The organism is Serratia sp. (in: enterobacteria) (genome assembly GCF_051654945.1).
Lineage (GTDB): Bacteria > Pseudomonadota > Gammaproteobacteria > Enterobacterales > Enterobacteriaceae > Chania.
Genome location: NZ_JBOFZA010000093.1, coordinates 55,893 through 75,329, shown reverse-complemented (window position 1 = coordinate 75,329; position 19,437 = coordinate 55,893). Strand labels below are relative to the sequence as shown.

The following is a 19,437-nucleotide window of genomic DNA, read 5'->3' as shown; positions in this document are numbered from 1 at the left end:
ATGGATACCCAAAAAAAGACCTGCGATGAGTATGTCTATTATGGCTAAGGAAAAAAGTTAACTGGCTTGCAATCATGCAACATTTTAAGCGTAGCGCCGGGGTATTTCCGCCTGGCGCCAACGGGATCAGGTGAGGCTTTCAACCTGGGGTTTGGGTTTGATGGTCAACGTGGCACCCATGGACGCGGTAATGATGGCAGCCAATGCCAACCATTGCGTTTGGTTTAGATGCTCGTTGAGGAAAATCATGCCGGAAAGGGCGGCCATCGCCGGTTCCAGACTCATCAGGGTGCCAAAGGTGCGGGCGGGAATCTTGGGTAACGCGATAATTTCCAACGAGTAGGGCAACGCGGTAGAAAGCACCGCAACGGCCAACGCCACCGGCAGAATATCCACGTTCAACAGCGCACTGCCGGCTTGCCAGGCACCGATTGGGCAGAACACGATGGCGGCAATCAATGATCCCACGGCGACGGTACCCGGCCCGTGATCCCCACCGGCCTTCTGGCCGAAAATAATGTATATCGCCCAGCAGGCTCCGGCCCCCAGCGCACAGGCAGCCCCTACGGGATCGATACTGCCCATGTCGTGGCCAAGCGGCAGCAGGAACCATAAACCGGCAATGGCCAGCGCCACCCAGAGAAAGTCGATCGGGCGTCGGGAAGAGAACATCGCCACCGCCAGCGGGCCGGTAAACTCCAGCGCCACCGCAATGCCCAGCGGCACCGTGCGTAAGGAAAGATAAAACAGGTAGTTCATCGCCCCTAGTGACAGGCCATAGATCAGCAATGGCAACCGGCTACCGGCGGCGAAGCGCATGCGCCACGGACGGAAGATAATAAACAGGATCAGCGTACCGATACTCAGGCGCAGGGTAGTGATCCCTTCGGCGCCGACCAGCGGGAACAGGCTCTTGGCTAATGAAGCCCCGCTCTGGATCGAGATCATCGCAATGATCAGTAAACACACGGGCACCAGCGTGGAAGACGCTTTGGTGGTGACAGACGAAGACATCCTTTCTGGCCTTATGGAACTCCCCAGCGTCTGGGAAGGTATGGAGTACAGGTGTTGCCCAGTGTAAAGGAATTGGCGGCAAGGTGTTGGCGAAAAACAGGGGGACGAGCTGGATCTGTCAAAAATATGCGCCAAGCTGGCTCAGATGACCAATAAGTGCGTTTTTTTTAAGAGTATTCTGGATATCAGATAGGTGATTGGCGTCACAAAAAAGGGTAGAATGCGCCGAAAGGATAGGAAAATTAGTATGATAGAGTGTTCTTGAAATCTCCTGTTACACGATATAAAGATTTAGACACTCTTTTAAAGGCAGAGTTTCACGCTAATTTTTGCTATATTTTCAATGTATGAGAAATTGAAGCACTTTAATAATAAAACGCGTTTGAGGTGGTTATGAAAAAAATTGCATGTCTTTCCGCAGTAGCAGCTTGTGTATTGGCCGTAACAGCAGGTACCGCATTTGCTGGTGAGAGCACCGTTTCTGCTGGCTATGCCCAGGGCGATCTCCAGGGCGTTGCCAACAAGGCCGACGGTTTCAACCTGAAGTACCGTTACGAGTACGACAACAGCCCGCTGGGTGTGATCGGTTCTTTCACTCACCTGGAAAAGAACAACTCTCAAGACGGCTTCTACAATAAAGCACAATACAACTCCATCACTGCGGGTCCAGCTTATCGTTTCAACGATTGGGCGAGCATCTACGGTGTGATCGGTGTGGGCTATGGTAAATTCACTTCCAACGCTCAAGACGGTTCCGACCATAACAACACCAGCGACTACGGCTTCAGCTACGGTGCTGGTCTGCAGTTCAACCCAATGCAACAGGTTGCTCTGGACGTGGGTTACGAGCAGAGCCGTATCCGCAGCGTTGACGTTGGCACCTGGAACGTGGGCGTGGGTTACCGCTTCTAAGAATTCCTCACGCTTTCGGGTGTGAGTGCGTGGCCTTGTTGGTCATGCTACTGAAAATCCGCCTTTAGGGGCGGATTTTTTTTGCCGGTCATTGATTGCCGCGGGTTACTGCTTGGCTTTACCCATTACCGTGGTCGGTTGCAATGAAAAACGGGCGGTACGAGGATCGCGCTCATATCCCTGGGGTTCGGTAAGCAGCTTATACAGCTCGGGCCGACGGCCGTGGATCCAGCGCCGCCCGCTGCTCATCGGGATTAGCGACAAATCTACATCGGCGGTGACCATCGCATCCTGTGCCGCCCAGGTTTCCGACAGGATACGGCCATAAGGATCGAGGATCATCGCATTGCCGGTGCGCACTTCGTCATCGTCCCGCCCCACGCCGTTGCTGAACAAAATAAACAGGCCATTATCATGCGCGCGGGAAGGCAGCCAGCGCAGCAGCCAGCCACGACCACTCTCACCACGAAAAGCTTCTTCGATCGCCGCTGGATTTTCTTTGCGTTGCTGCCATAGTGCCAGCGGTAGCGGCTTCATGCCGTGCGGGCTGCGCGAATGCGTTCCACCGGTCTGGTGCGGGGCAAACAGGATATCGGCACCCAGCAGCGTGGTGGCGCGCGCGTTCTCCACCAGGTTGTTGTCCCAGCAGATCAGGATCCCCATACGGACACCCCAAGGGGTATCAAACACGGTAAAGTTTTCGCCTTTGGCGATCAGTTGATGCTCAAAAGGGTGCAGCTTGCGGTGAACATGGGTTTGACCGTCCGGCAGGCACACTGCATAGGCGTTGTACAGTTGGCCGTCTTCACCCAGCTCAATCAGCCCAACGCCGATGGCCATATGATGCCGCTCAGCCAGCGGGCGGATGCGTGCCAGCGAGGGGCTGGTGGCAATAGGCTCGGCCAGCGCAGTTATTTCGCTGTCGGCCAGATGGCGTACGTGCCAGTAACCGGTAATGCACATCTCCGGGAAGGCGAGGACCTGTACCTTGTCAGCTGCGGCCTGGGCGATAAAGTCTTCCATGACGCCGAGATTGTAGTTCTTGTCGTTGGCGCGGTGCTGAAATTGTACCGATGCAGCACGAAGGGTAGTGGTCATAGCAAGCTCCTGTGATGGTTTGTGCGTTAATTACAGCAGCCGCATCGATTACTGTATAATCAATTAAAATCCTCTTTTGATAACCTGGTGGAATGGATAATCGACAATTACGCGCTTTCGTCGCGTTGGCCGAACTGGGGCGCTATCACCTGGCCGCCGAACGGTTGTGCATCACCCAACCCGCGCTGAGCAAACAAATTCAAGCCATCGAGCTGCAATTAGGTACCCGCCTGTTCGAGCGAGGCCGCCAAGGGGCACTGCTGACGGCCAACGGTGAGGCGCTGTTTCCCCGGGCGCGGGAATTACTGACCCAACATGAGCAGTTTCATCAGTACCAATTGCAGGTGGTGAAAGGGGAGGCCGGGCGTCTGGCGTTAGGTTTTGGCCTTTCCAGTTTTCATCTGGCCCCCCAGCTGGTGGCGGCCTTTCGTCAGCGTTTTCCGCAGGTGGTGGTTGGCCTGGAGGATCTGCCTTCGGAGCGGCAATGTCAGTTGCTGTTGGCCGGTAAGTTACAGGCGGGTTTTGTGCGCTTGCCCGTTCCAGCCCCTTTGCAGGCGCAGCCTTTGCTGAGCGATCGGCTGGTGCTGGCCGCGCCGCGCACCATGGCGTTGCAGGCGGAGAACCTGTTGGCGGACTTCTCTCTTTATCCTTTGTTGCAGTTGAAACCTTCCCGCGGGCGTGGTTTGAGTGAACAGGCACTGCGCTTTATTGCCGTTCAGGGGTTAAGGGCTAATGTGGTACAGCAGGCGGAGGATATCCAAACCTTGTTGGCGCTGGTGGCGGCGGGGATTGGTGTGGCGCTGTTGCCGCAAAGCATCGCGTTTATTGCGCCGGCAGGGGTCGATATTCTGCCGTTAAGCGGCGAGCAGACGCAGTGGCAGGTGGGATTGGCCTGGGATCCGCAGCGGCCTGATGCGCTGCGGGATAATTTTGTTCAGGGGGTAATCAGCTCACCATTGGCGTTACAAGGGCCGGTATAACACCACCGTGGGTAAACCGTGGTATTCGCTGCGGTGGCTTGCCACAAAGCCGACTTTTTTTGCCAGGCCGAGCGAAGGGCGGTTTTCCGGCGAGATGATACAAACGACCTTCTCCTGCGGAAAATTATCTTTGGCCCAGACCAGAGCGGCGTTCAGCGCTTCGGTGGCGTAGCCTTTGCCATGGGCGGAGGTGACTAGTGTCCAGCCCATTTCCGGTACCTCAAGAGCGGGTTGGATGTCACGGTGAAAGTCTGCGAAGCCAATCCCGCCAATATAGTTGCCGCTGCTTTTCTCCCGTACGGCCCAATAACCATAGCCCAGCAATTGCCAATGGCCGATGTAGCGTAGCAGGCGGCCCCAGCTGTCTTCCTTGTCGCGTGGCAGGCTACCGATATAGCGTACCACCGCAGGATCGGCCCACATGGCGGCCAAATCGTCAAAGTCTTCCAGCCGGTGGGCGTCCAGGATCAGGCGCTCGGTGATCAACGTGGGGGCAGCGGTATGGCGGGTCATGGCTTTCTTCCTGAATAAGGGAAAGGCGCTGCCGGAGCAACGCCTCAGATGCCAACTACTGTAGCCGAACTGCTTTGGCTCAAGCAATACCGGGAATTTACACTGCCAACCACAGCAGCCAGGTAAAGGCAAAACCACTCAACCCGAGCAGGGTGGTTAATACCGTCCAGGTTTTCAGGCCATCGGCGACTGAAAGTCCGAGGTATTTGGTGACGATCCAGAAACCAGAGTCGTTGACGTGGGATAACCCCAGACCACCAAAGCAGGTGGCGAGCGTGACCAGAACCAGCTGCATCGGGTTAAGCCCGATAACCGCTTCGGCGAGCAGCCCGCCAGTGGTCAGGATGGCGACGGTGGCCGAACCCTGCGAGGCACGCAGCGCCAACGAGATGATAAACGCTGCCGGGATCAGCGGCAGGCCAATCGTGGTCAGCACATCTGCCAGCGCTTTGCCCACGCCGGATTCTACCAATACCTTGCCAAATACGCCGCCCGCACCGGTAACCAGGATCACTACTGCTGCGGTGGGTAGTGCGCCTGCCATCACGTCGCTGGTGTGTTGCAGTGTCCAACCGCGGCGAATGGCCAGAAAATAGAACGCCAGCCCCAGGGCAATCATCAGCGCAACGGCCGGAGAGCCGATTAACGAGAAGGGATCGCGCAATGCAGAACCCGGCTCCAGCAGGGTGGCTGAAACGGTGCCCAGCATGATGATGGCGATCGGAATAGCGATCAGCGCAGCAATTAAGCCTGCACTCGGTGGATTGATTCTATCGCTGAGAGGAGCCTTATCTTCTGGAGCCGGCTCCGGCGCGGCCAGCTGTAGCTGTTCCAACACCTCGATAGAAAGCGGATAGGTCTTACGGTTGAGGTATTTAGCGGCAAAGTAACCAATCACACCCACCGGGATACAGACGATCAACCCGATAATGGTCAGCCAGCCGATATCGGCATTCAGCAGCCCCGCAGCCGCAACCGGACCAGGATGTGGCGGCAGCGCGACGTGAACGGCTAACATCACCCCAGCCATCGGCAGGCCAAACTTCACCGGCGAGACTTTGGCGACTTTGGCAAAACCGTAGATGATCGGGGCCAGAATGATAAAGCCGACGTCAAAGAATACCGGGATACCGAGGATAAATGCGGCAATCGTCAGGGCAGCGATGGTGTGCTTCGGCCCCATGGCTTTGCTGAAACGTTGTGCCAGCGATTCGGCACCGCCAGAGTGTTCGATCATTCTGCCCAGCATGGCACCCAGGCCGATGATAATCGTCACCGAACCGAGCACACCGCCCATGCCGGCAGTCATTACTTTCATTACTTCACCGGTGGGAATGCCACTGGCAAGCGCGACCAGCAGGCTGACCACCAACAGGGCGACAAACGGCTGAATTTTTGCCTTGATCACCATCAGCAGGAGCAGCACCACACCCAATACGGCAATAAGCAGGAGCATAGAAGTCGACATAGCATAGCCTTTATAAGGTAAGAGTCCGGCACCGCGATCGCCCGGAGGCGATACGGGTGCGTTTAATTTTTATGTTGTTGAAAACTGGTGTTGGCGCTTTGAGCGCGGGATCACAGGTAAGGTTTCACCCAACCCAGGCCCGCCGTTGTTTCCCCACGGGGTTTATATTCACACCCGATCCAGCCTTGGTAGCCCACCTTGTCCAACTGGGCGAATAGCCAAGGATAATTCAGTTCACCGTCATCCGGTTCATTACGGTCTGGCACCGAGGCGATCTGGATATGGGCATAGCGCCCGGCCAGCGATGCGATCAGATTACTGATATTGCCGTCCACCAACTGGGCGTGGAAGAAGTCGAACTGAACAAACACGTTCGGGCGATCGATCGCGGCCACCAGATCTGCCGCCTGATGCTGGCTGGAGAACAGGTAGTTGGGTTTGATCGGTGGGCTGAGCGCTTCAATTAACACCTTGATGCCGTGAGGGGCAAAGGCGTCGGCGGCGTAACGGATATTGCTGATAAAGGTTTCCCGATAGCGGGCAATATCTTCCCCTGGCGGCACGACGCCAGCCATCACGTGAACGTTAGGGCACTTGAGGGCGATGGCGTATGCCAGAGCACGATCGATATCCGCACGGGCATCCTGCTCGCGGCCCGGCAAGGCTGCCAGCCCCCATTCGCCTGCGCCAACATCACCCGGCGCGGTATTGAACAGCACCTGCTGCAAGCCGTTTTGTTGCAGTTTCTCCACCAGTTGCTCGGCGGGATAGTCATAAGGAAACAGGAATTCTACCGCTTTAAATCCGGCCGCCGCGGCCGCCGCAAAACGATCCAGAAACGCGTGCTCGGTAAACATCATTGATAAATTGGCTGCAAATTTTGGCATGGTTCAGCTCCGTAACTCGGCAATTTCATCATCGGTTAAATAGCGAATTGGGCGGTTGCCGAGGGTGAAAATCAGCTTGGCCGCATCTTCCATTTCTTCAGTATTGTTCGCGGCTTCCCGCAGGCTCTCGCCGGTAACCACGGGGCCGTGGTTCGCCAACAGAAAAGCCTTGTAGCTTGGGGCCAGCTTGCCCAGATCCTCCGCCAGCCGCAGATCGCCGGGACGGTAGTAAGGCACCACCGGCACCTGACCAACGCGCATCACCACATAGGGGGTGAAGGGCTTGATGGCATTTTCCGTATCCAGCCCTTGCAGGCAGGAAAGCGCGGTCAGATAGGTGCAATGCAGATGGACCACCGCTTTGCACGCTGGGTTGTTCTGGTACAGCGCGCGGTGAAAGCTGATCTCCTTCGAAGGCTTGTCGCCGGAGATCCATTCACCGCTCAGGCTGACTTTCGACAGCTTGTCTGCCTGCAACTCCCCCAGGCAAGAGCCGGTCGGGGTGGCCAGCAGAGTGCCGTCTGGCAACAACAGCGAAAGGTTGCCCGCTGAACCGGTAGCATAACCGCGCTGGAAGAACGAAGCCCCCAGGCTCACCATCTCTTCCCTTGCCAGCCGTTCAGCGTCAGCGTTCATTGTCATACTGGAAACTCCGTTTGTGCTCTGGCGAAAAAGTTGTCATCGCCGAAATTGCCCGATTTCAGGGCCAGTGATACCGGTTGTTCGATTGCGCGTACCCAAGGCACGCCTGGTGAAATACAAGGGCCGATATGGAAGCCACGGATCCCTAATGCCTGGGTGACTACGCCAGAGGTTTCACCACCGGCAACGATAAAGCGGCTGAAACCCTGCTGTTGCAGGCGTTTGACCACCTCGGCGAACAGGGCTTCTACCGCCTGGCTGGCGGCTTCGGTGCCGTATTGCTGTTGGGTTTGTTGCAGTTGTTCAGGTGCGGCGGTGGCATACAGCAATGGAGCCAGCGAGTTTGTGGTGTGTTGTTCAACCCAGGCACTTAGTTCTGCCGCGTAGGCGCTGCGGTCATCGGCTTTGATACAGCGCGAGACATCGATACTTTGCGCCGGAGCCTGTTGGCGATAGCGAGCCACCTGCGTGTTGGTCATGGTGGAGCAGGAGCCGGAAAGCACCACGGCTTTCTCCCCTTGCGGCGCTCCAGCCGATTGGGCCTTTTGTTGGCCCGGCTGCGCCCATTGGCGGGCAATGCCGATCGCCAGTCCTGAACCTCCGGTCACCAGCTTCATGGTTTTCAGCGCTTCGCCCTGGGTGAGCAGATGCTGTTCATTGAGGGTATCCAATACCGCGTAGCGTACGCCCTGTTGTGCCAGCTGCTGCAGTTTGTCCTGCACCGCAGCGGCTCCACGATCCATCTCTGCCGCGTTGACCAGCCCACAGCGCCCGCTAGCCTGGGCTTCCATCAGCCGCATCAGATTACTGTCGGTCATCGGCGTCACCGGATGGTTGCGCATACCGGATTCCGATAGCAGCTGATCCATAACGAACAGGTAGCCCTGATACACCGTACGGCCATTCACCGGCAGTGCAGGGGAGATCACCGTTTGCTCTTCACCCAGTGCATCGAGCAAGGCGTCGGTGACCGGCCCGATATTGCCCTGGGCCGTGCTGTCGAAGGTGGAACAGTATTTAAAATAGAACTGGCGGCAGCCCTGGCGCTGTAACCAGGCCAACGCCTGCAATGACTGCTCTACCGCCTGGTCGACCGGGCAGGAGCGGGACTTGAGGCTGATCACCACCGCCTGCGAGTCGACAGGAGTATCATTCTGCGGCACGCCATTGAGTTGGACCGTAGGTAAACCGTTTTCCACCAGGAAACTGGCGATATCGGTGGCCCCGGTAAAGTCGTCTGCGATCACTCCGAGTAACATTATCAATTCTCCTTATTCTTGGGGAGCTCGATCCCGGCGAAGATCTTGATCACTGCGCTGTCATCTTCTTTGCCGAAACCTGCGTTGCTGGCAGAGGTGAACATATTGAACGCCGTAGAGGCCAATGGCAGTGGGAAGTGCAGCGCTTTGGCGGTATCGGCCACCAGACCAAGATCCTTGACGAAGATATCTACCGCAGATTTTGGCGAGTAGTCGCCATCCACGACGTGGCGCATGCGGTTCTCAAACATCCAGGAGTTGCCCGCGGCGTGGGTGACCACATCGTACATGACGTCCAGTGGGATACCGGCGCGGGCGGCCAGCGCCATCGCTTCGGCACCGGCGGCAATATGCACGCCTGCCAATAGTTGATGAATGATTTTTACCGTCGCGCCCAGGCCGATCTCGTCGCCGATGCGGTATACTTTTCCGGCCACCGCATCCAGCACCGGTTGCAACTGGGCAAAGGTGCTTTCACTCCCCGAGGCCATCACGGTCATTTCGCCAGCTGCGGCCTTGGCAGCGCCGCCGGAAACCGGGGCATCCAGCATCGGCAGGTGATAGGCCTGCAATTTTTGTTCGATCTCTTTGGCATCGGCTGCCGCAATGGTCGAGGACACCATCACCGGTGTGTTGGGTTTGAGCTGCGCGGCCAGGCCGTGATCACCGAACAGGATCTGTTTTACCTGATTGGCGTTAACCACCAACAGCAGCACCGCATCCAGTTCGGCAGCAAAATCTGCTGCGCTGGTGGCAGCCTGCTTGGCACCGGCCTGCTGTAGTGCTGCCAACGCCTGTGGGTTGAGATCGACGCCATAGGTCGTCAGTCCGGCATTGATGCATGATGTTGCCGCCCCCATCCCCATAGAACCCAAACCGACGATACAAACTGCATAGTTTCCTGGTTGTGTCATGGTGCACCTCTGTTAATTTTAGTGATTATTTGTTTTGATGTGTTAAATGTAAGCGTTATTGACGGCGATATCGGTGATCATCTTCACAATTATTAACAATGCGATTTACGGTAGTAAAAACGGTTACTGTTGCTAACATAATGCTTTTAAATGTTTTTTATGATTATGACCGGCTTCACAGCCTGAAAAGCTTTGCTTCCGCTGCACGAAAATTGACGTAAAATCACAATTATTATCATCGCAGTATGAAAAGGGGGAATCGTGATACCTGTTGAACGCCACCAACAAATTTTGGCACTGGTGTCCGAGCGCGGCGCAGTCAGCATTGCTGAGTTGACCGAACGGCTGGGTGTCTCGCACATGACCATCCGGCGCGACCTGCAGAAGCTGGAGGAGCAGGGCAGCGTATTGGCCGTCTCCGGCGGCGTGCAGTCGGCCGAACGAGTGGCGATCGAACCTTCGCATCAGGATAAGGAAGGGATGTTCAGCCAGCAGAAAGCCGCCATCGGACAGTTGGCCGCCCGGCAGATCCCGGCCAACAGCTGCATCTATCTGGACGCGGGGACCACCACCTTGGCTCTGGCTCGTCAGCTTGGCGATCGTGATGATATCACCGTGGTGACCAACGATTTTGTTATCGCCGCCTATTTGCTGGAACATAGTCAGTGCAAGCTGATCCATACCGGCGGCACGGTATGCCGGGAAAACCGTTCCTGCGTGGGGGCCGCAGCGGCTCAGGCATTGCGGAATCTGTTTATCGACCTGGCATTCATCTCTGCCTCTTCGTGGAGTATGCGGGGTTTGTCTACCCCGAACGAGGATAAGGTGGTGGTAAAAAACGCCATCGTTGAGGCCAGCCGCCGCCGTATTTTGCTGAGTGATACCTCCAAGTACGGCAAGGTGGCCACCTACCTGGCGCTGCCGATTACGGTATTTGAAGTGATTATCACCGACGACCATCTACCAGAAGCGGCGCGTGAGGCGATTATGCAGGCTAATATTAGCCTGCTGACGGCTGCGGGTTGAATGGCGATACTGCGGCAGGATAAATCCGGCTAAACCCGTTTTGCCTGCTTTTGCTGGCGAACCCGTATTGAATCAGCTTGCCAGATTTGCTCGCCTAAACGGGCTCTTGCCGCCCGTTAATTCAACAAATTGCCAACTTAATAATCGTCCTGAAAACTACCCTATGATTTTATTCGGATTTATCCTGGAGTGCGCGAAATGCCGCAAGAGGAGCAGTGACAGCTATAGTTGGAGAGGGTCGGTTTAACCTGACTTTTTCACTTTTATGCTTTTTTGTTATGCCGCGCTGGTGAGGGTTATGCGGGTTCTTAATCACTTTCAGCCAGCGCTTTGAAGTTTACAATGCTATTGATTTCAAAAGGTAATTACCTTTGGCAACTGATTCGTTTGCCTGATTTTCAGGCATTGGTAGCCGAGGTTAAGGTTAAATGTACCCTATATTTACATTAAAACGGGCTTATTTAAGTGATATATCTCTGTTTTTGACTGAAAACATGTTATTTTCGATATAAAAATCTAACCTTATGGAATTTTACCAGTCAATATATCAATGTTGGGCGTCTTTCTATAATCTCTGCCTTGGGTCATGAGAAAATTCTTATTCCAAGGAGAAGGAAAATGCCAAGATTAGCCAAAGTTGCCAGGGGACTTTTCACTAACAGTAAACCGGGTTCAAGAAGGTGTTTATTTAAGTTTTAGTTAATGAGTTTTATTAACAGATGATGCCAGTTTGGTTGCTTTTATAGTGAAAACCCGTGAATAAAATGAAATATAGATTTAATGACCGCATTACTTTCGATGTTGATAGCGGAACGCTGAACCTGGGCGAGTTGCATGACGATTCTGTCACCATCTCCAACCCATCCAAGCGTCTGTTACAACTGTTGATTGCCTACCAGGGCGAAGCCGTAAGTCGTGAAGTGATCTTCAAAAAGGTATGGGATGATTACGGGATGATTTCCAGTAATAATAATCTCAACCAGTGTGTGAGCAAGTTACGCAGAGTCATCAAGGCATTGGGCATTGATGAAGAGGTGATCGTCACGGTCCCCAAGATGGGTTTTATGCTGCACAGCGAAGTTCAGGTTGAACTTTGTGAGGGGCAGGAGGATACGCCGATTTTTACTGTCGAGCCGGCTGCATTAATCGCTGAGCCTTCGTCGGTAACCGCAATCGCAGGCAAAAAAAAGTTCTCCCTGGCTTCTATTCGCTACGGCTGGGGGATTGTGGGCTTTCTGTGTATGGTGCTTGCCAGCATTGCGTTCTATGTTTTTAGTCCCAACACCCGGCAGGAAACCTATCTGGGCAAGTCGGGAAACTGCGCCGTGTTTATGTCGAAATCGGTAGTTCCGGCGGACCAGGAATTAATCGATGACGTGTTGACGCACGTGGCGCAGCAAAATGTCCAATGCCAGCCAGATGAATACTTGTTGCTAATGCGAGGGAGTCATGTGAAGTCTTATATCTCCGGGATCTCGCGGCTGTTTTTTCTACGCTGCAAGATTTTGCGTGAACGTAAGATTGAGATTTGCGCCGGATTGGATAGTGAAAACCCTCAGTTATTGGAATGATTCTTATTTTAAATAAGGATGCCGCGCAAGTGACCGCCTCGTTACCATATTAACTCGTCCATGGGCTCTGGGATCCTCCCGAGAGCTCACTTCTATGTTTATTATTTCTCACTGCGCAGATTCTCTGCGAGCAAGTTTGCACCTATGCTGGTTCGCCGCATAGGGCTGCTTGCCATCTGATAAGCGTCGTTGTCTCACCTTTAGCAATATACTGTCGCTACTGTTCCCCTGTGATTTATTGATTGCCAACCATTGCCCGCTGCTACCTCTATTGATGTAGAGCTTTACCGAATTTTATCCAGTGTCATCAATATGCTGGACTGTTGTTTTCTGCACGGCAGTTTGATGGTGGATGAGATTTTCACCCGCTGCCCACCCCCTTTGTCTGGATACAAAAACATAGCGTGCTGGAAGAAGGGAGAGTTATTAGCTGATTTTTGTACCAGGAAGACCAGGCGGACAAGGTAAATCATGACTGGTTTATTTTTGCACGTTTTAACTTAGGACTATTCTGCTATTGAGTATCAGGCTTAAGTCTTTTGTGCCTTAAATGAGGTTTAAAAATCTTAAAACCAGCATTTAAAACCATATATTTGCCAGTCGGTAGTTAATGGTTATTTTTTGCGTTTTTTTGGATAAGATTTTTCTCGTCAAGTGACATGACAGCAACATTCAGTTTGCCTATCGAGTCACTCGGCGTTATCCCGCTAGCAACTGGCAAGACCGGAGTGAGTGGGGATGACAAAGCTCGGCACATTTAACGGACAATATAGATATCTATAATCAAGGGAGTTTCACAATGAAAAAAATCACACTTGCTCTGGCAATCGTTTCTGCATTCGCAGTAGTTGGCACCGCTCAGGCAGCAGAAGTTACCGCACAAGCGTTGGCTACCTGGTCCGCAACCGCGAAGAAAGACACCACCAGCAAGTTGGTTGTGACGCCAATCGGCAGCCTGTCTTTCCAGTATGCTGAAGGCATCAAAGGCTTCAACAGCCAGAAAGGGCTGTTCGACGTGACTATCGAGGGCGAAGGAACCGCAACCGATTTTAAACTGACCTCTAAGCTGGTTTCCAATACGCTGACTCAGCTGGACACTTCTGGTTCTACCCTGGAAGTTGGTGTGAACTACAACGGTGCAGTCGTAGATAAAACCGCTGAAACCACCATGATCGACGTCAATGCCGGCATTCTGGGCGGCAACCTGAGCGCGCTGTCTAACGCTTATAACACCGCAGCTCGTACCAGCGCGCAAGACCAGTTCACTTTCAGCATCATCGGCGCGACTAACGATGGTACTACCAATGTGACTGACTTCAGCACCCTGCCTGAAGGTATCTGGAGCGGTGACGTCAGCGTAGAGTTCAACGCTACCTGGACTACCGCATAATCGTTTCCCCAGAGTAATGCGTCTAACAGGGGGGAAACCCCCTGTTTTTGTCTACCAAGGATTGTGGAATATCGCTATGAGTCGTTTCTATTTTTCTATTCCCCTGCTGCTGTCCTGCTGCCAAACTGCGCTGGCGCTGGATGTTGGCGCAGTCAGCTCTTTTATGCCCAGCAATGCCGCGACGTTAAGTAAAGAAATTAAAAATACGACGGATAATGGCCGCCTGGTGAATATAAAAATAGAACGGATTTCTGATCCGACGGAATCAGGTACCGTGATCCCGATGGGATCGAAAGATGAAATGCTGTTGTCACCAGCCAGCCTGATGATGCCCGCCAATGCCAGAGATGTGATCCGTTTTTATTATAAGGGCCCAGAGGATAATAAAGAGCGTTATTACCGCATTGTCTGGTTGGATCAGGCATTAACGGAGGCAGGGCAGAATACGGCCAAACGCAATGGGGTGGCGACCACCTCCGCACGCATTGGCACCATCCTGGTGGTAACCCCACGGCAGGTGAATTTCAATCACCAATTTGCCAATAACAGAATCACCAATACCGGCAATGCCACGTTCAAAATGGTGGCCTATGGCGCGTGCAAAAACAAACAGGAAGGCAGCAACTGTAAGGAAAATTACTTCGTCATGCCGGGCAAGGATCGTGGCCTATCCAAAGTGGATATTAATGATAAGAAAAGCCACGTTGCGCTTTGGTATGGAGAGCAATTTATTCAAGTCAAATAAGACACTGCTGGGCTGCCACGGGATGTTGCAGTAAAGGGATGCATAAGAGTTCAAGGAGTTAGACGTGAAACTAGCACGGGATAGTGCATTACTCAAGATTTCGATAGCCGTGGGAATGAGCGCTATTCCTGCCGTTATGATCCCTGGACAGATGGCCGTCGCCGCTGGGCTGACCCAGATTGACGGCGTGCTGATCCCGCAGACTTTCAGCATGGCGTTGCGTGAAGGGATGAGTATCCCGTTATTACTGCACTTTGAAAATAACAGCGGCCTGAAGGACGATCAGCGTATTGGGCATGCGCTATTGCTGCTCGAAAATAACCAATTGAAAATCAGTAACATTACCTTGGAAGAGAATGAGGGTGGAGCACAGTTGACGGAGGCGATCGCCAAGCAGCTTAATGCGCTCAAGAGCGTTGATTTTGACGATAAGCAGCAGATCGCGCTGTCGGATGACGCCTGGTTGGCATTGGACTTTCGCCAGTTGAACCTGCAATTAGTGGTAAAAGAGTCGGCCCTGGGCACGGTCTTTCGTGAGCGCTCCAGTGATATTGGGGCGTCGAGCGTTGATGCCATAAGCAGTACCCTCACCTATAACCTGGGCGTCTATGACAATCGCAGCAAGGCCAGTGAAGGCTTCACCTCCAGCTACCTATCGTTGAATAACGTCACTTCTCTGCGTGAACATCATGTGGAAGTGAACGGCTCGGTCTATGGGATTGGCAGCAGCAACCAGGAATCCACCTTATATAAGTTGATGTATGAGCGTGATTTTTCAGGGCGGCGTTTTGCTGCAGGCATGCTCGACAGCTGGAACCTGCAGTCGCTGGGTCCAGTGACCACCATCAACTCCAGTAAAATCTACGGCCTGTCTTATGGCAACCGGGCCAGTTCGACGGTGTTTGATAACACCCAATCGCTAACCCCGATCGTGGCCTTCTTCCCGTCGGCCGGTGAGGTACACCTGTCGCGCGATGGCCGCTTGCTCAGCGTACAGAATTTCGCCATGGGTAACCACGAAGTGGATACCGGCAATCTGCCCTTTGGTATTTACGATGTGCAGGTTGAGGTAGTGGTTAATGGTCAGGTGATCAACCGCCGTACCCAACGAGTGAATAAGCTCTACAGCCCGGTTCATGCCGCGGGTGCGCCGCTGTTCTGGCAATACTGGGGCGGAATGGTGCGTATGGACGAGTGGCGTGGTGACAACGAACGCCGTCGTGAGGCCAAAGACGCTTATTTGCTGGGGGCGTCTGCCGCGGGCAATTTGTCTCGTTTGAACTGGGCGCTGTCCGGCTATTCGCTCGATGGGACTTCGGTAGCGGAAGGCCGCTTGAACGTGCCGATCACCGAAGCTATCCAGGTGAGCACGCAGACTATGGGGGCAACTGACAACTCCTGGAGTTTGGTCACTACCGTGAGCGCTTCACTGCCTGGTGGTTTCAGTACGCTGTGGGCCAACGAAGAAAAAACGCGCATCGGCAGCCGACTACGCCAAAACGATGCCCATAATCGGGCCATCGGGGGTTCGCTGAATCTGGGCGCTGTAGTGCCGAAACTCGGTACGCTCAGCGTGAGCTACAACGATGACAAGAAAAATGACAGTCATTACTACAACGTCGATTACTACCAGAATCTGTTTACTGGCCGTTACGGCACGCTGGGCGTTCGGGTCGGGATGCAACGCTACAATAATGGCAATTCCGGGGGCAATACCGGCAAATACGTTGCGCTCGATTTCTCGATGCCGCTGGGCAACTGGTTCAGCGCCGGGGTTTCCAATCAGAACGGCTATACCACGGCCAATATTGCGGCCCGTAAAGAGATCGCCGATGGGCCGATCCGTACCGTAGGTGCCAATCTGTCACGAGCCATCTCTGGAGACACTCACGGGGATAACAGCTTTAACGGCGGTGCCTATGCCCGGTTTGACACTAAATACTCCACCGGTACGGTTAACGTGAGCAGTTCCGCTGATGGCTACGTGAATACCAGCCTGACCGCTAACGGCAGCGTCGGCTGGCAGGGGCGGCATATCGCGGCGAGCGGGCGGAGTGAAGGTAACTCGGGGATCATCATCAATACCGGTCTGGAAAACGACGGCATGTTGACCGCCCGCGTGGATGGCCGCGTCGTCAAGTTGACCGGTGACAAAAACTACCTGCCGTTGTCCCCGTATGGCCAGTATGTGGTTGAACTCATGAACAACCAGAACTCGGCGGAAAGCTTCGATATCGTCACCAAACGTAAAAGCAACCTCACACTGTACCCAGGCAACGTGGCGGTGATTGAACCGCAAATCAAACAGATGGTGACGGTCTTTGGCCGCATCAAGGCGGAGGATGGCACGTTGCTGGCCAACGCCAATATCAACAACCACATCGGGCGTACCCGCACGGATGCGAAAGGGGAATTTGTGATGGATGTCGATAAGAAATTCCCGGTAATCGATTTTAGCTACAGCCTGAATAAAACCTGTGAGGTAGCGCTGGATCTGAGTAAGGCACAGGGTGCCGTCTGGGTTGGTGACGTGGTGTGCCGTGGGCTGAAATCTTATGCCAACCGCGACCAAACAGGAGAAATGAGTCATGAAGGATAAATGCGCAGGTTTGGCAATCTTGCTTGCTGGGGTGATGTTCAACGGCTCGGCACTGGCGGTTAACCCGACCAATCTTGGCGATGCTGCGACGATGAAGTTTGTCTTTGTTGAGAACAATGCGGACGATGACTTCTTTGTCACCCCCGCAGGAGGACTGGATCCGCGTATGACTGGTGCCAATAAGTGGACCGGGCTGAAATATGGCGGCTCGGGTACCATTTACCAGCAGAGCCTGGGCTACGTTGATAATGGCTATAACTATGCGCTGACGGCCAACAACCGCTTTGATATGTGGTTGGAGAATGCGCCGATTAAAAACCCGTTCCTTGGCCTGCGCTGTATTAACTGGTATGCCGGTTGCGACATGGATACCAGCCTGATCCTGCCGGAAACCACCGATGAGAAAGGGTTCTACGGTGCCATCGTCACCTCTGGTGGCGCAAAATGGATGCACGGCATGATGTCACCGAGTTTTTATCAGTACCTTAAGCAGATGGGAACCGGTCAGTCATTCGGTATGCAAATCAACGGTTGCCAAACTAACGTGGTCTACAATGCCAGCAACGGTGAACGTTGTCAGGATCAGGTTCGTGGTAACTGGTATCGGCGTAACGTGACACACAGCAAGGCCGCTCATCTACGCTTTATCAATACCAATGCGGTGTCGGAAGTGTTCGTCAACAGCGATGGGATACCGATCATCGGCGAAGGGAACGCGGATTGCAAAAACCAGACCATTGGTGCTCGCAGCGGTATCATGTGCAAAATGGTCAGTTACGATCTGCAAACGGATGGTAGCGTCAGCAACACCTCGATCCATATTTTCCCCTCGATCAACCATGCGGCATTGGCATCGGCGGCCGCAGCGGCCGATCTGCAGTTCAGTTTGAACGGCAACAGTTGGAAAAATACCTCGGGTACCGCCAGCTACTATACGTTTAATGAGTTGAAGAGCAGCAATGCGGTTTACGTGTTCTTTTCCAGCAACTTCTTCAAACAGATGGTCAACCTGGGGATCACCGACGGCGGCACGCACAATCTGATTAACTTCCGTTTCCAGAACACCACTTCACCGGAATCGGGCTGGTATGAGTTTTCAACCTCAAACCAACTGATCATCAAGCCCCGTGATTTCAGCATCAGCATTATTTCCGAGGATTACGATAACAATCCGCACCGGGAAGGCTATGTAGGCCCCTCAGAACCGCCATTGGAATTTGGCTATATTGTGACCACCAGCGCCAAGACCAACGCCGATGAGGTGAAGGTGAAGGTTATCGGCCCATCGCAAATGGTGAACGGCAACAGCTACTGCATTTTCTCGTCGCCAGACAGTACGACGCAGGTGCCATTCCCGGCCCAACTCAGTATTACCAACAGCCTTGGGGCGGAGCAGGTAATGCACACGGGCTGTGAAGGTAATTGGCACGATATGACCAATGCGCTGTGGAGCAGCACGCCCTGGAACGATATTTCTGGCGATGTTGGGGTGATGAACAAAACCAGGATCAAGTTCAGGATCCCGATGAACGATCCGGTCTCACGCAAAACCGTTGCGGGTAACGACTGGTATGGCGATGTGCATGCCGCGGGTGAAATTCACGTCGAGGCGACCTGGCGTGATATCAACTAGGGGGATGAGGTGAAAACTCTGCTGCTTTGGCTCTTGTGCCTGCCGGTGACTGCCGGAGCGATTAATGTGGGCACCATGACGTTCGCGATGGATCAGGATCAGTCTTTTGTCGCCAAGCGGGTGCTGAACAATAACGCCAGCGCCCGGTTTTATCAGGTGGCCATCCGCGCCATCGATCGGCCCGGACAGCAGGAGGTTCACAGCCGGCCGGCAGATGGGGAACTGCTGTTTGCCCCTAAGCAACTGACGCTACAGGCGCGGCAGGGGGAATATTACAAATTCTATTACCACGGCCCGAAGGATAATAAGGAACGCTATTATCGAGTTTCATTCCGTGAGGTCCCCACCAACTTATTGGCCACGGGGCAGAGCAAAAAATCGGCTGCCAATCTGGAGCCCATCGTGGTGATGGATACCATTCTGGTCGTCAGGCCGCGTGAAACCAAGTTTGCCTACCAGCTCGACAAACAGCGCGGCACGCTCAAAAACACGGGCAATACCTTTTTTAAATTCCTGTTGAAACCGGGCTGTAATAGCACCGATGAAGAAGGGATCACCGAGTATTTACGTCCGGGGGATACGCTGACTCATCCGGGTATCAAACTGCAAGGGCAAAAATTTATCATTTATAACGACAACTTTATCAACGTGGATAAAAGCTGTGTTTAGGCCGCCACTATCATCAGACCGGCAGCAGGATGGCCGATTGCGCTACAGCTGAGGTGATATTCAGCATCCAGTGATTTAGATGATCGAGCGGTTGAGGTGCCGGCTAGAGGTGTCTTT

General features: G+C 53.8%; 17 protein-coding genes. 9 read left to right on the top strand and 8 right to left on the bottom strand.

All coding sequences use genetic code 11. The annotated features are described in order from the left end of the window. Positions 1-126: 126 nt before the first annotated feature. A complete protein-coding gene (gene rhtA, locus ACRDCA_RS23850) occupies positions 127-1,014 on the bottom strand; it encodes a threonine/homoserine exporter RhtA (protein ID WP_025122937.1) in 888 nt (295 codons plus the stop codon). Positions 1,015-1,407: 393 nt separating this feature from the next. Between rhtA and ompX the strand changes: the two genes are divergently transcribed. Then, a complete protein-coding gene (gene ompX / locus ACRDCA_RS23845; RefSeq protein ID WP_438691760.1) occupies positions 1,408-1,926 on the top strand; it encodes an outer membrane protein OmpX in 519 nt (172 codons plus the stop codon). 105 nt (positions 1,927-2,031) lie between these two features. Here ompX and ACRDCA_RS23840 read toward each other — a convergent pair whose 3' ends face one another. Beyond that, positions 2,032-3,024 (bottom strand): nitrilase family protein, encoded by a 993-nt coding sequence (locus ACRDCA_RS23840; RefSeq protein WP_438691759.1) that lies wholly within the window; start codon positions 3,022-3,024, stop codon positions 2,032-2,034. Positions 3,025-3,116: 92 nt separating this feature from the next. Here ACRDCA_RS23840 and ACRDCA_RS23835 point away from each other — a divergent pair, with 92 nt between their 5' ends. Beyond that, a complete protein-coding gene (locus ACRDCA_RS23835; RefSeq protein ID WP_438691758.1) occupies positions 3,117-4,004 on the top strand; it encodes a LysR family transcriptional regulator in 888 nt (295 codons plus the stop codon). On the opposite strand, the gene ACRDCA_RS23830 is transcribed toward ACRDCA_RS23835, so the two are convergent. The 6 genes from ACRDCA_RS23830 to ltnD all read right to left on the bottom strand — a co-directional run bounded on the left by ACRDCA_RS23830 (position 3,987) and on the right by ltnD (position 9,687). Next, positions 3,987-4,517, bottom strand: a complete 531-nt coding sequence (locus tag ACRDCA_RS23830; RefSeq protein WP_438691757.1) for a GNAT family N-acetyltransferase — start codon at positions 4,515-4,517, stop codon at positions 3,987-3,989. The two genes, ACRDCA_RS23835 and ACRDCA_RS23830, sit on opposite strands and share 18 nt — an antisense overlap. 97 nt (positions 4,518-4,614) lie before the next feature. Beyond that, positions 4,615-5,985 (bottom strand): GntP family transporter, encoded by a 1,371-nt coding sequence (locus ACRDCA_RS23825; RefSeq protein WP_438691756.1) that lies wholly within the window; start codon positions 5,983-5,985, stop codon positions 4,615-4,617. Positions 5,986-6,095: 110 nt separating this feature from the next. Next, a complete protein-coding gene (locus tag ACRDCA_RS23820; RefSeq protein WP_438691755.1) occupies positions 6,096-6,872 on the bottom strand; it encodes an HPr family phosphocarrier protein in 777 nt (258 codons plus the stop codon). 3 nt (positions 6,873-6,875) lie between these two features. Further along, positions 6,876-7,508, bottom strand: a complete 633-nt coding sequence (gene otnC, locus ACRDCA_RS23815) for a 3-oxo-tetronate 4-phosphate decarboxylase (protein ID WP_438691840.1) — start codon at positions 7,506-7,508, stop codon at positions 6,876-6,878. A 2-nt stretch (positions 7,509-7,510) separates the two neighbouring features. Continuing rightward, the gene (gene otnK / locus ACRDCA_RS23810; protein WP_438691754.1) at positions 7,511-8,773 is read right to left on the bottom strand and encodes a 3-oxo-tetronate kinase; all 1,263 of its coding nucleotides are present in this window, start codon (positions 8,771-8,773) and stop codon (positions 7,511-7,513) included. 2 nt (positions 8,774-8,775) lie between these two features. Continuing rightward, positions 8,776-9,687 carry an L-threonate dehydrogenase gene (gene ltnD, locus ACRDCA_RS23805; RefSeq protein ID WP_438691753.1) on the bottom strand — a complete coding sequence of 304 codons (912 nt, stop codon included), beginning with the start codon at positions 9,685-9,687 and terminating at the stop codon, positions 8,776-8,778. 261 nt (positions 9,688-9,948) lie between these two features. On the opposite strand from ltnD, the gene ygbI reads away from it, so the two are divergent. The 7 genes from ygbI (at position 9,949) to ACRDCA_RS23770 (ending at position 19,320) form a co-directional block, all read left to right on the top strand. Continuing rightward, positions 9,949-10,713, top strand: coding sequence for a DNA-binding transcriptional repressor YgbI (gene ygbI / locus ACRDCA_RS23800; RefSeq protein WP_438691752.1), 765 nt, complete (start codon positions 9,949-9,951; stop codon positions 10,711-10,713). Between the two features lie 764 nt (positions 10,714-11,477). Further along, positions 11,478-12,284, top strand: coding sequence for a winged helix-turn-helix domain-containing protein (locus ACRDCA_RS23795; protein ID WP_438691839.1), 807 nt, complete (start codon positions 11,478-11,480; stop codon positions 12,282-12,284). 799 nt (positions 12,285-13,083) lie between these two features. Then, a complete protein-coding gene (ecpA, locus tag ACRDCA_RS23790; protein WP_438691751.1) occupies positions 13,084-13,674 on the top strand; it encodes a common pilus major fimbrillin subunit EcpA in 591 nt (196 codons plus the stop codon). Between the two features lie 76 nt (positions 13,675-13,750). After that, positions 13,751-14,419, top strand: coding sequence for a hypothetical protein (locus ACRDCA_RS23785; protein WP_438691750.1), 669 nt, complete (start codon positions 13,751-13,753; stop codon positions 14,417-14,419). Between the two features lie 115 nt (positions 14,420-14,534). Next, positions 14,535-17,018 (top strand): CS1-pili formation C-terminal domain-containing protein, encoded by a 2,484-nt coding sequence (locus tag ACRDCA_RS23780; protein WP_438691838.1) that lies wholly within the window; start codon positions 14,535-14,537, stop codon positions 17,016-17,018. Further along, positions 17,008-18,651, top strand: coding sequence for a fimbrial adhesin EcpD (ecpD, locus tag ACRDCA_RS23775; protein ID WP_438691749.1), 1,644 nt, complete (start codon positions 17,008-17,010; stop codon positions 18,649-18,651). Before ACRDCA_RS23780 ends, ecpD begins: the two co-directional genes overlap by 11 nt. A gap of 75 nt (positions 18,652-18,726) precedes the next feature. Continuing rightward, positions 18,727-19,320, top strand: a complete 594-nt coding sequence (locus ACRDCA_RS23770) for a hypothetical protein (protein ID WP_438691837.1) — start codon at positions 18,727-18,729, stop codon at positions 19,318-19,320. Positions 19,321-19,437 lie beyond the last annotated feature (117 nt).

What these genes read in the sequence shown, in the direction of transcription:
- rhtA (WP_025122937.1), bottom strand. Translation starts at nt 1,014, where the DNA reads ATGTCTTCGTCTGTCACCACCAAAGCGTCTTCCACGCTGGTGCCCGTG.
- ompX (WP_438691760.1), top strand. Translation starts at nt 1,408, where the DNA reads ATGAAAAAAATTGCATGTCTTTCCGCAGTAGCAGCTTGTGTATTGGCC.
- ACRDCA_RS23840 (WP_438691759.1), bottom strand. Translation starts at nt 3,024, where the DNA reads ATGACCACTACCCTTCGTGCTGCATCGGTACAATTTCAGCACCGCGCC.
- ACRDCA_RS23835 (WP_438691758.1), top strand. Translation starts at nt 3,117, where the DNA reads ATGGATAATCGACAATTACGCGCTTTCGTCGCGTTGGCCGAACTGGGG.
- ACRDCA_RS23830 (WP_438691757.1), bottom strand. Translation starts at nt 4,517, where the DNA reads ATGACCCGCCATACCGCTGCCCCCACGTTGATCACCGAGCGCCTGATC.
- ACRDCA_RS23825 (WP_438691756.1), bottom strand. Translation starts at nt 5,985, where the DNA reads ATGTCGACTTCTATGCTCCTGCTTATTGCCGTATTGGGTGTGGTGCTG.
- ACRDCA_RS23820 (WP_438691755.1), bottom strand. Translation starts at nt 6,872, where the DNA reads ATGCCAAAATTTGCAGCCAATTTATCAATGATGTTTACCGAGCACGCG.
- otnC (WP_438691840.1), bottom strand. Translation starts at nt 7,508, where the DNA reads ATGAACGCTGACGCTGAACGGCTGGCAAGGGAAGAGATGGTGAGCCTG.
- otnK (WP_438691754.1), bottom strand. Translation starts at nt 8,773, where the DNA reads ATGTTACTCGGAGTGATCGCAGACGACTTTACCGGGGCCACCGATATC.
- ltnD (WP_438691753.1), bottom strand. Translation starts at nt 9,687, where the DNA reads ATGACACAACCAGGAAACTATGCAGTTTGTATCGTCGGTTTGGGTTCT.
- ACRDCA_RS23795 (WP_438691839.1), top strand. Translation starts at nt 11,478, where the DNA reads ATGAAATATAGATTTAATGACCGCATTACTTTCGATGTTGATAGCGGA.
- ecpA (WP_438691751.1), top strand. Translation starts at nt 13,084, where the DNA reads ATGAAAAAAATCACACTTGCTCTGGCAATCGTTTCTGCATTCGCAGTA.
- ACRDCA_RS23785 (WP_438691750.1), top strand. Translation starts at nt 13,751, where the DNA reads ATGAGTCGTTTCTATTTTTCTATTCCCCTGCTGCTGTCCTGCTGCCAA.
- ACRDCA_RS23780 (WP_438691838.1), top strand. Translation starts at nt 14,535, where the DNA reads ATGAGCGCTATTCCTGCCGTTATGATCCCTGGACAGATGGCCGTCGCC.
- ecpD (WP_438691749.1), top strand. Translation starts at nt 17,008, where the DNA reads ATGAAGGATAAATGCGCAGGTTTGGCAATCTTGCTTGCTGGGGTGATG.
- ACRDCA_RS23770 (WP_438691837.1), top strand. Translation starts at nt 18,727, where the DNA reads ATGACGTTCGCGATGGATCAGGATCAGTCTTTTGTCGCCAAGCGGGTG.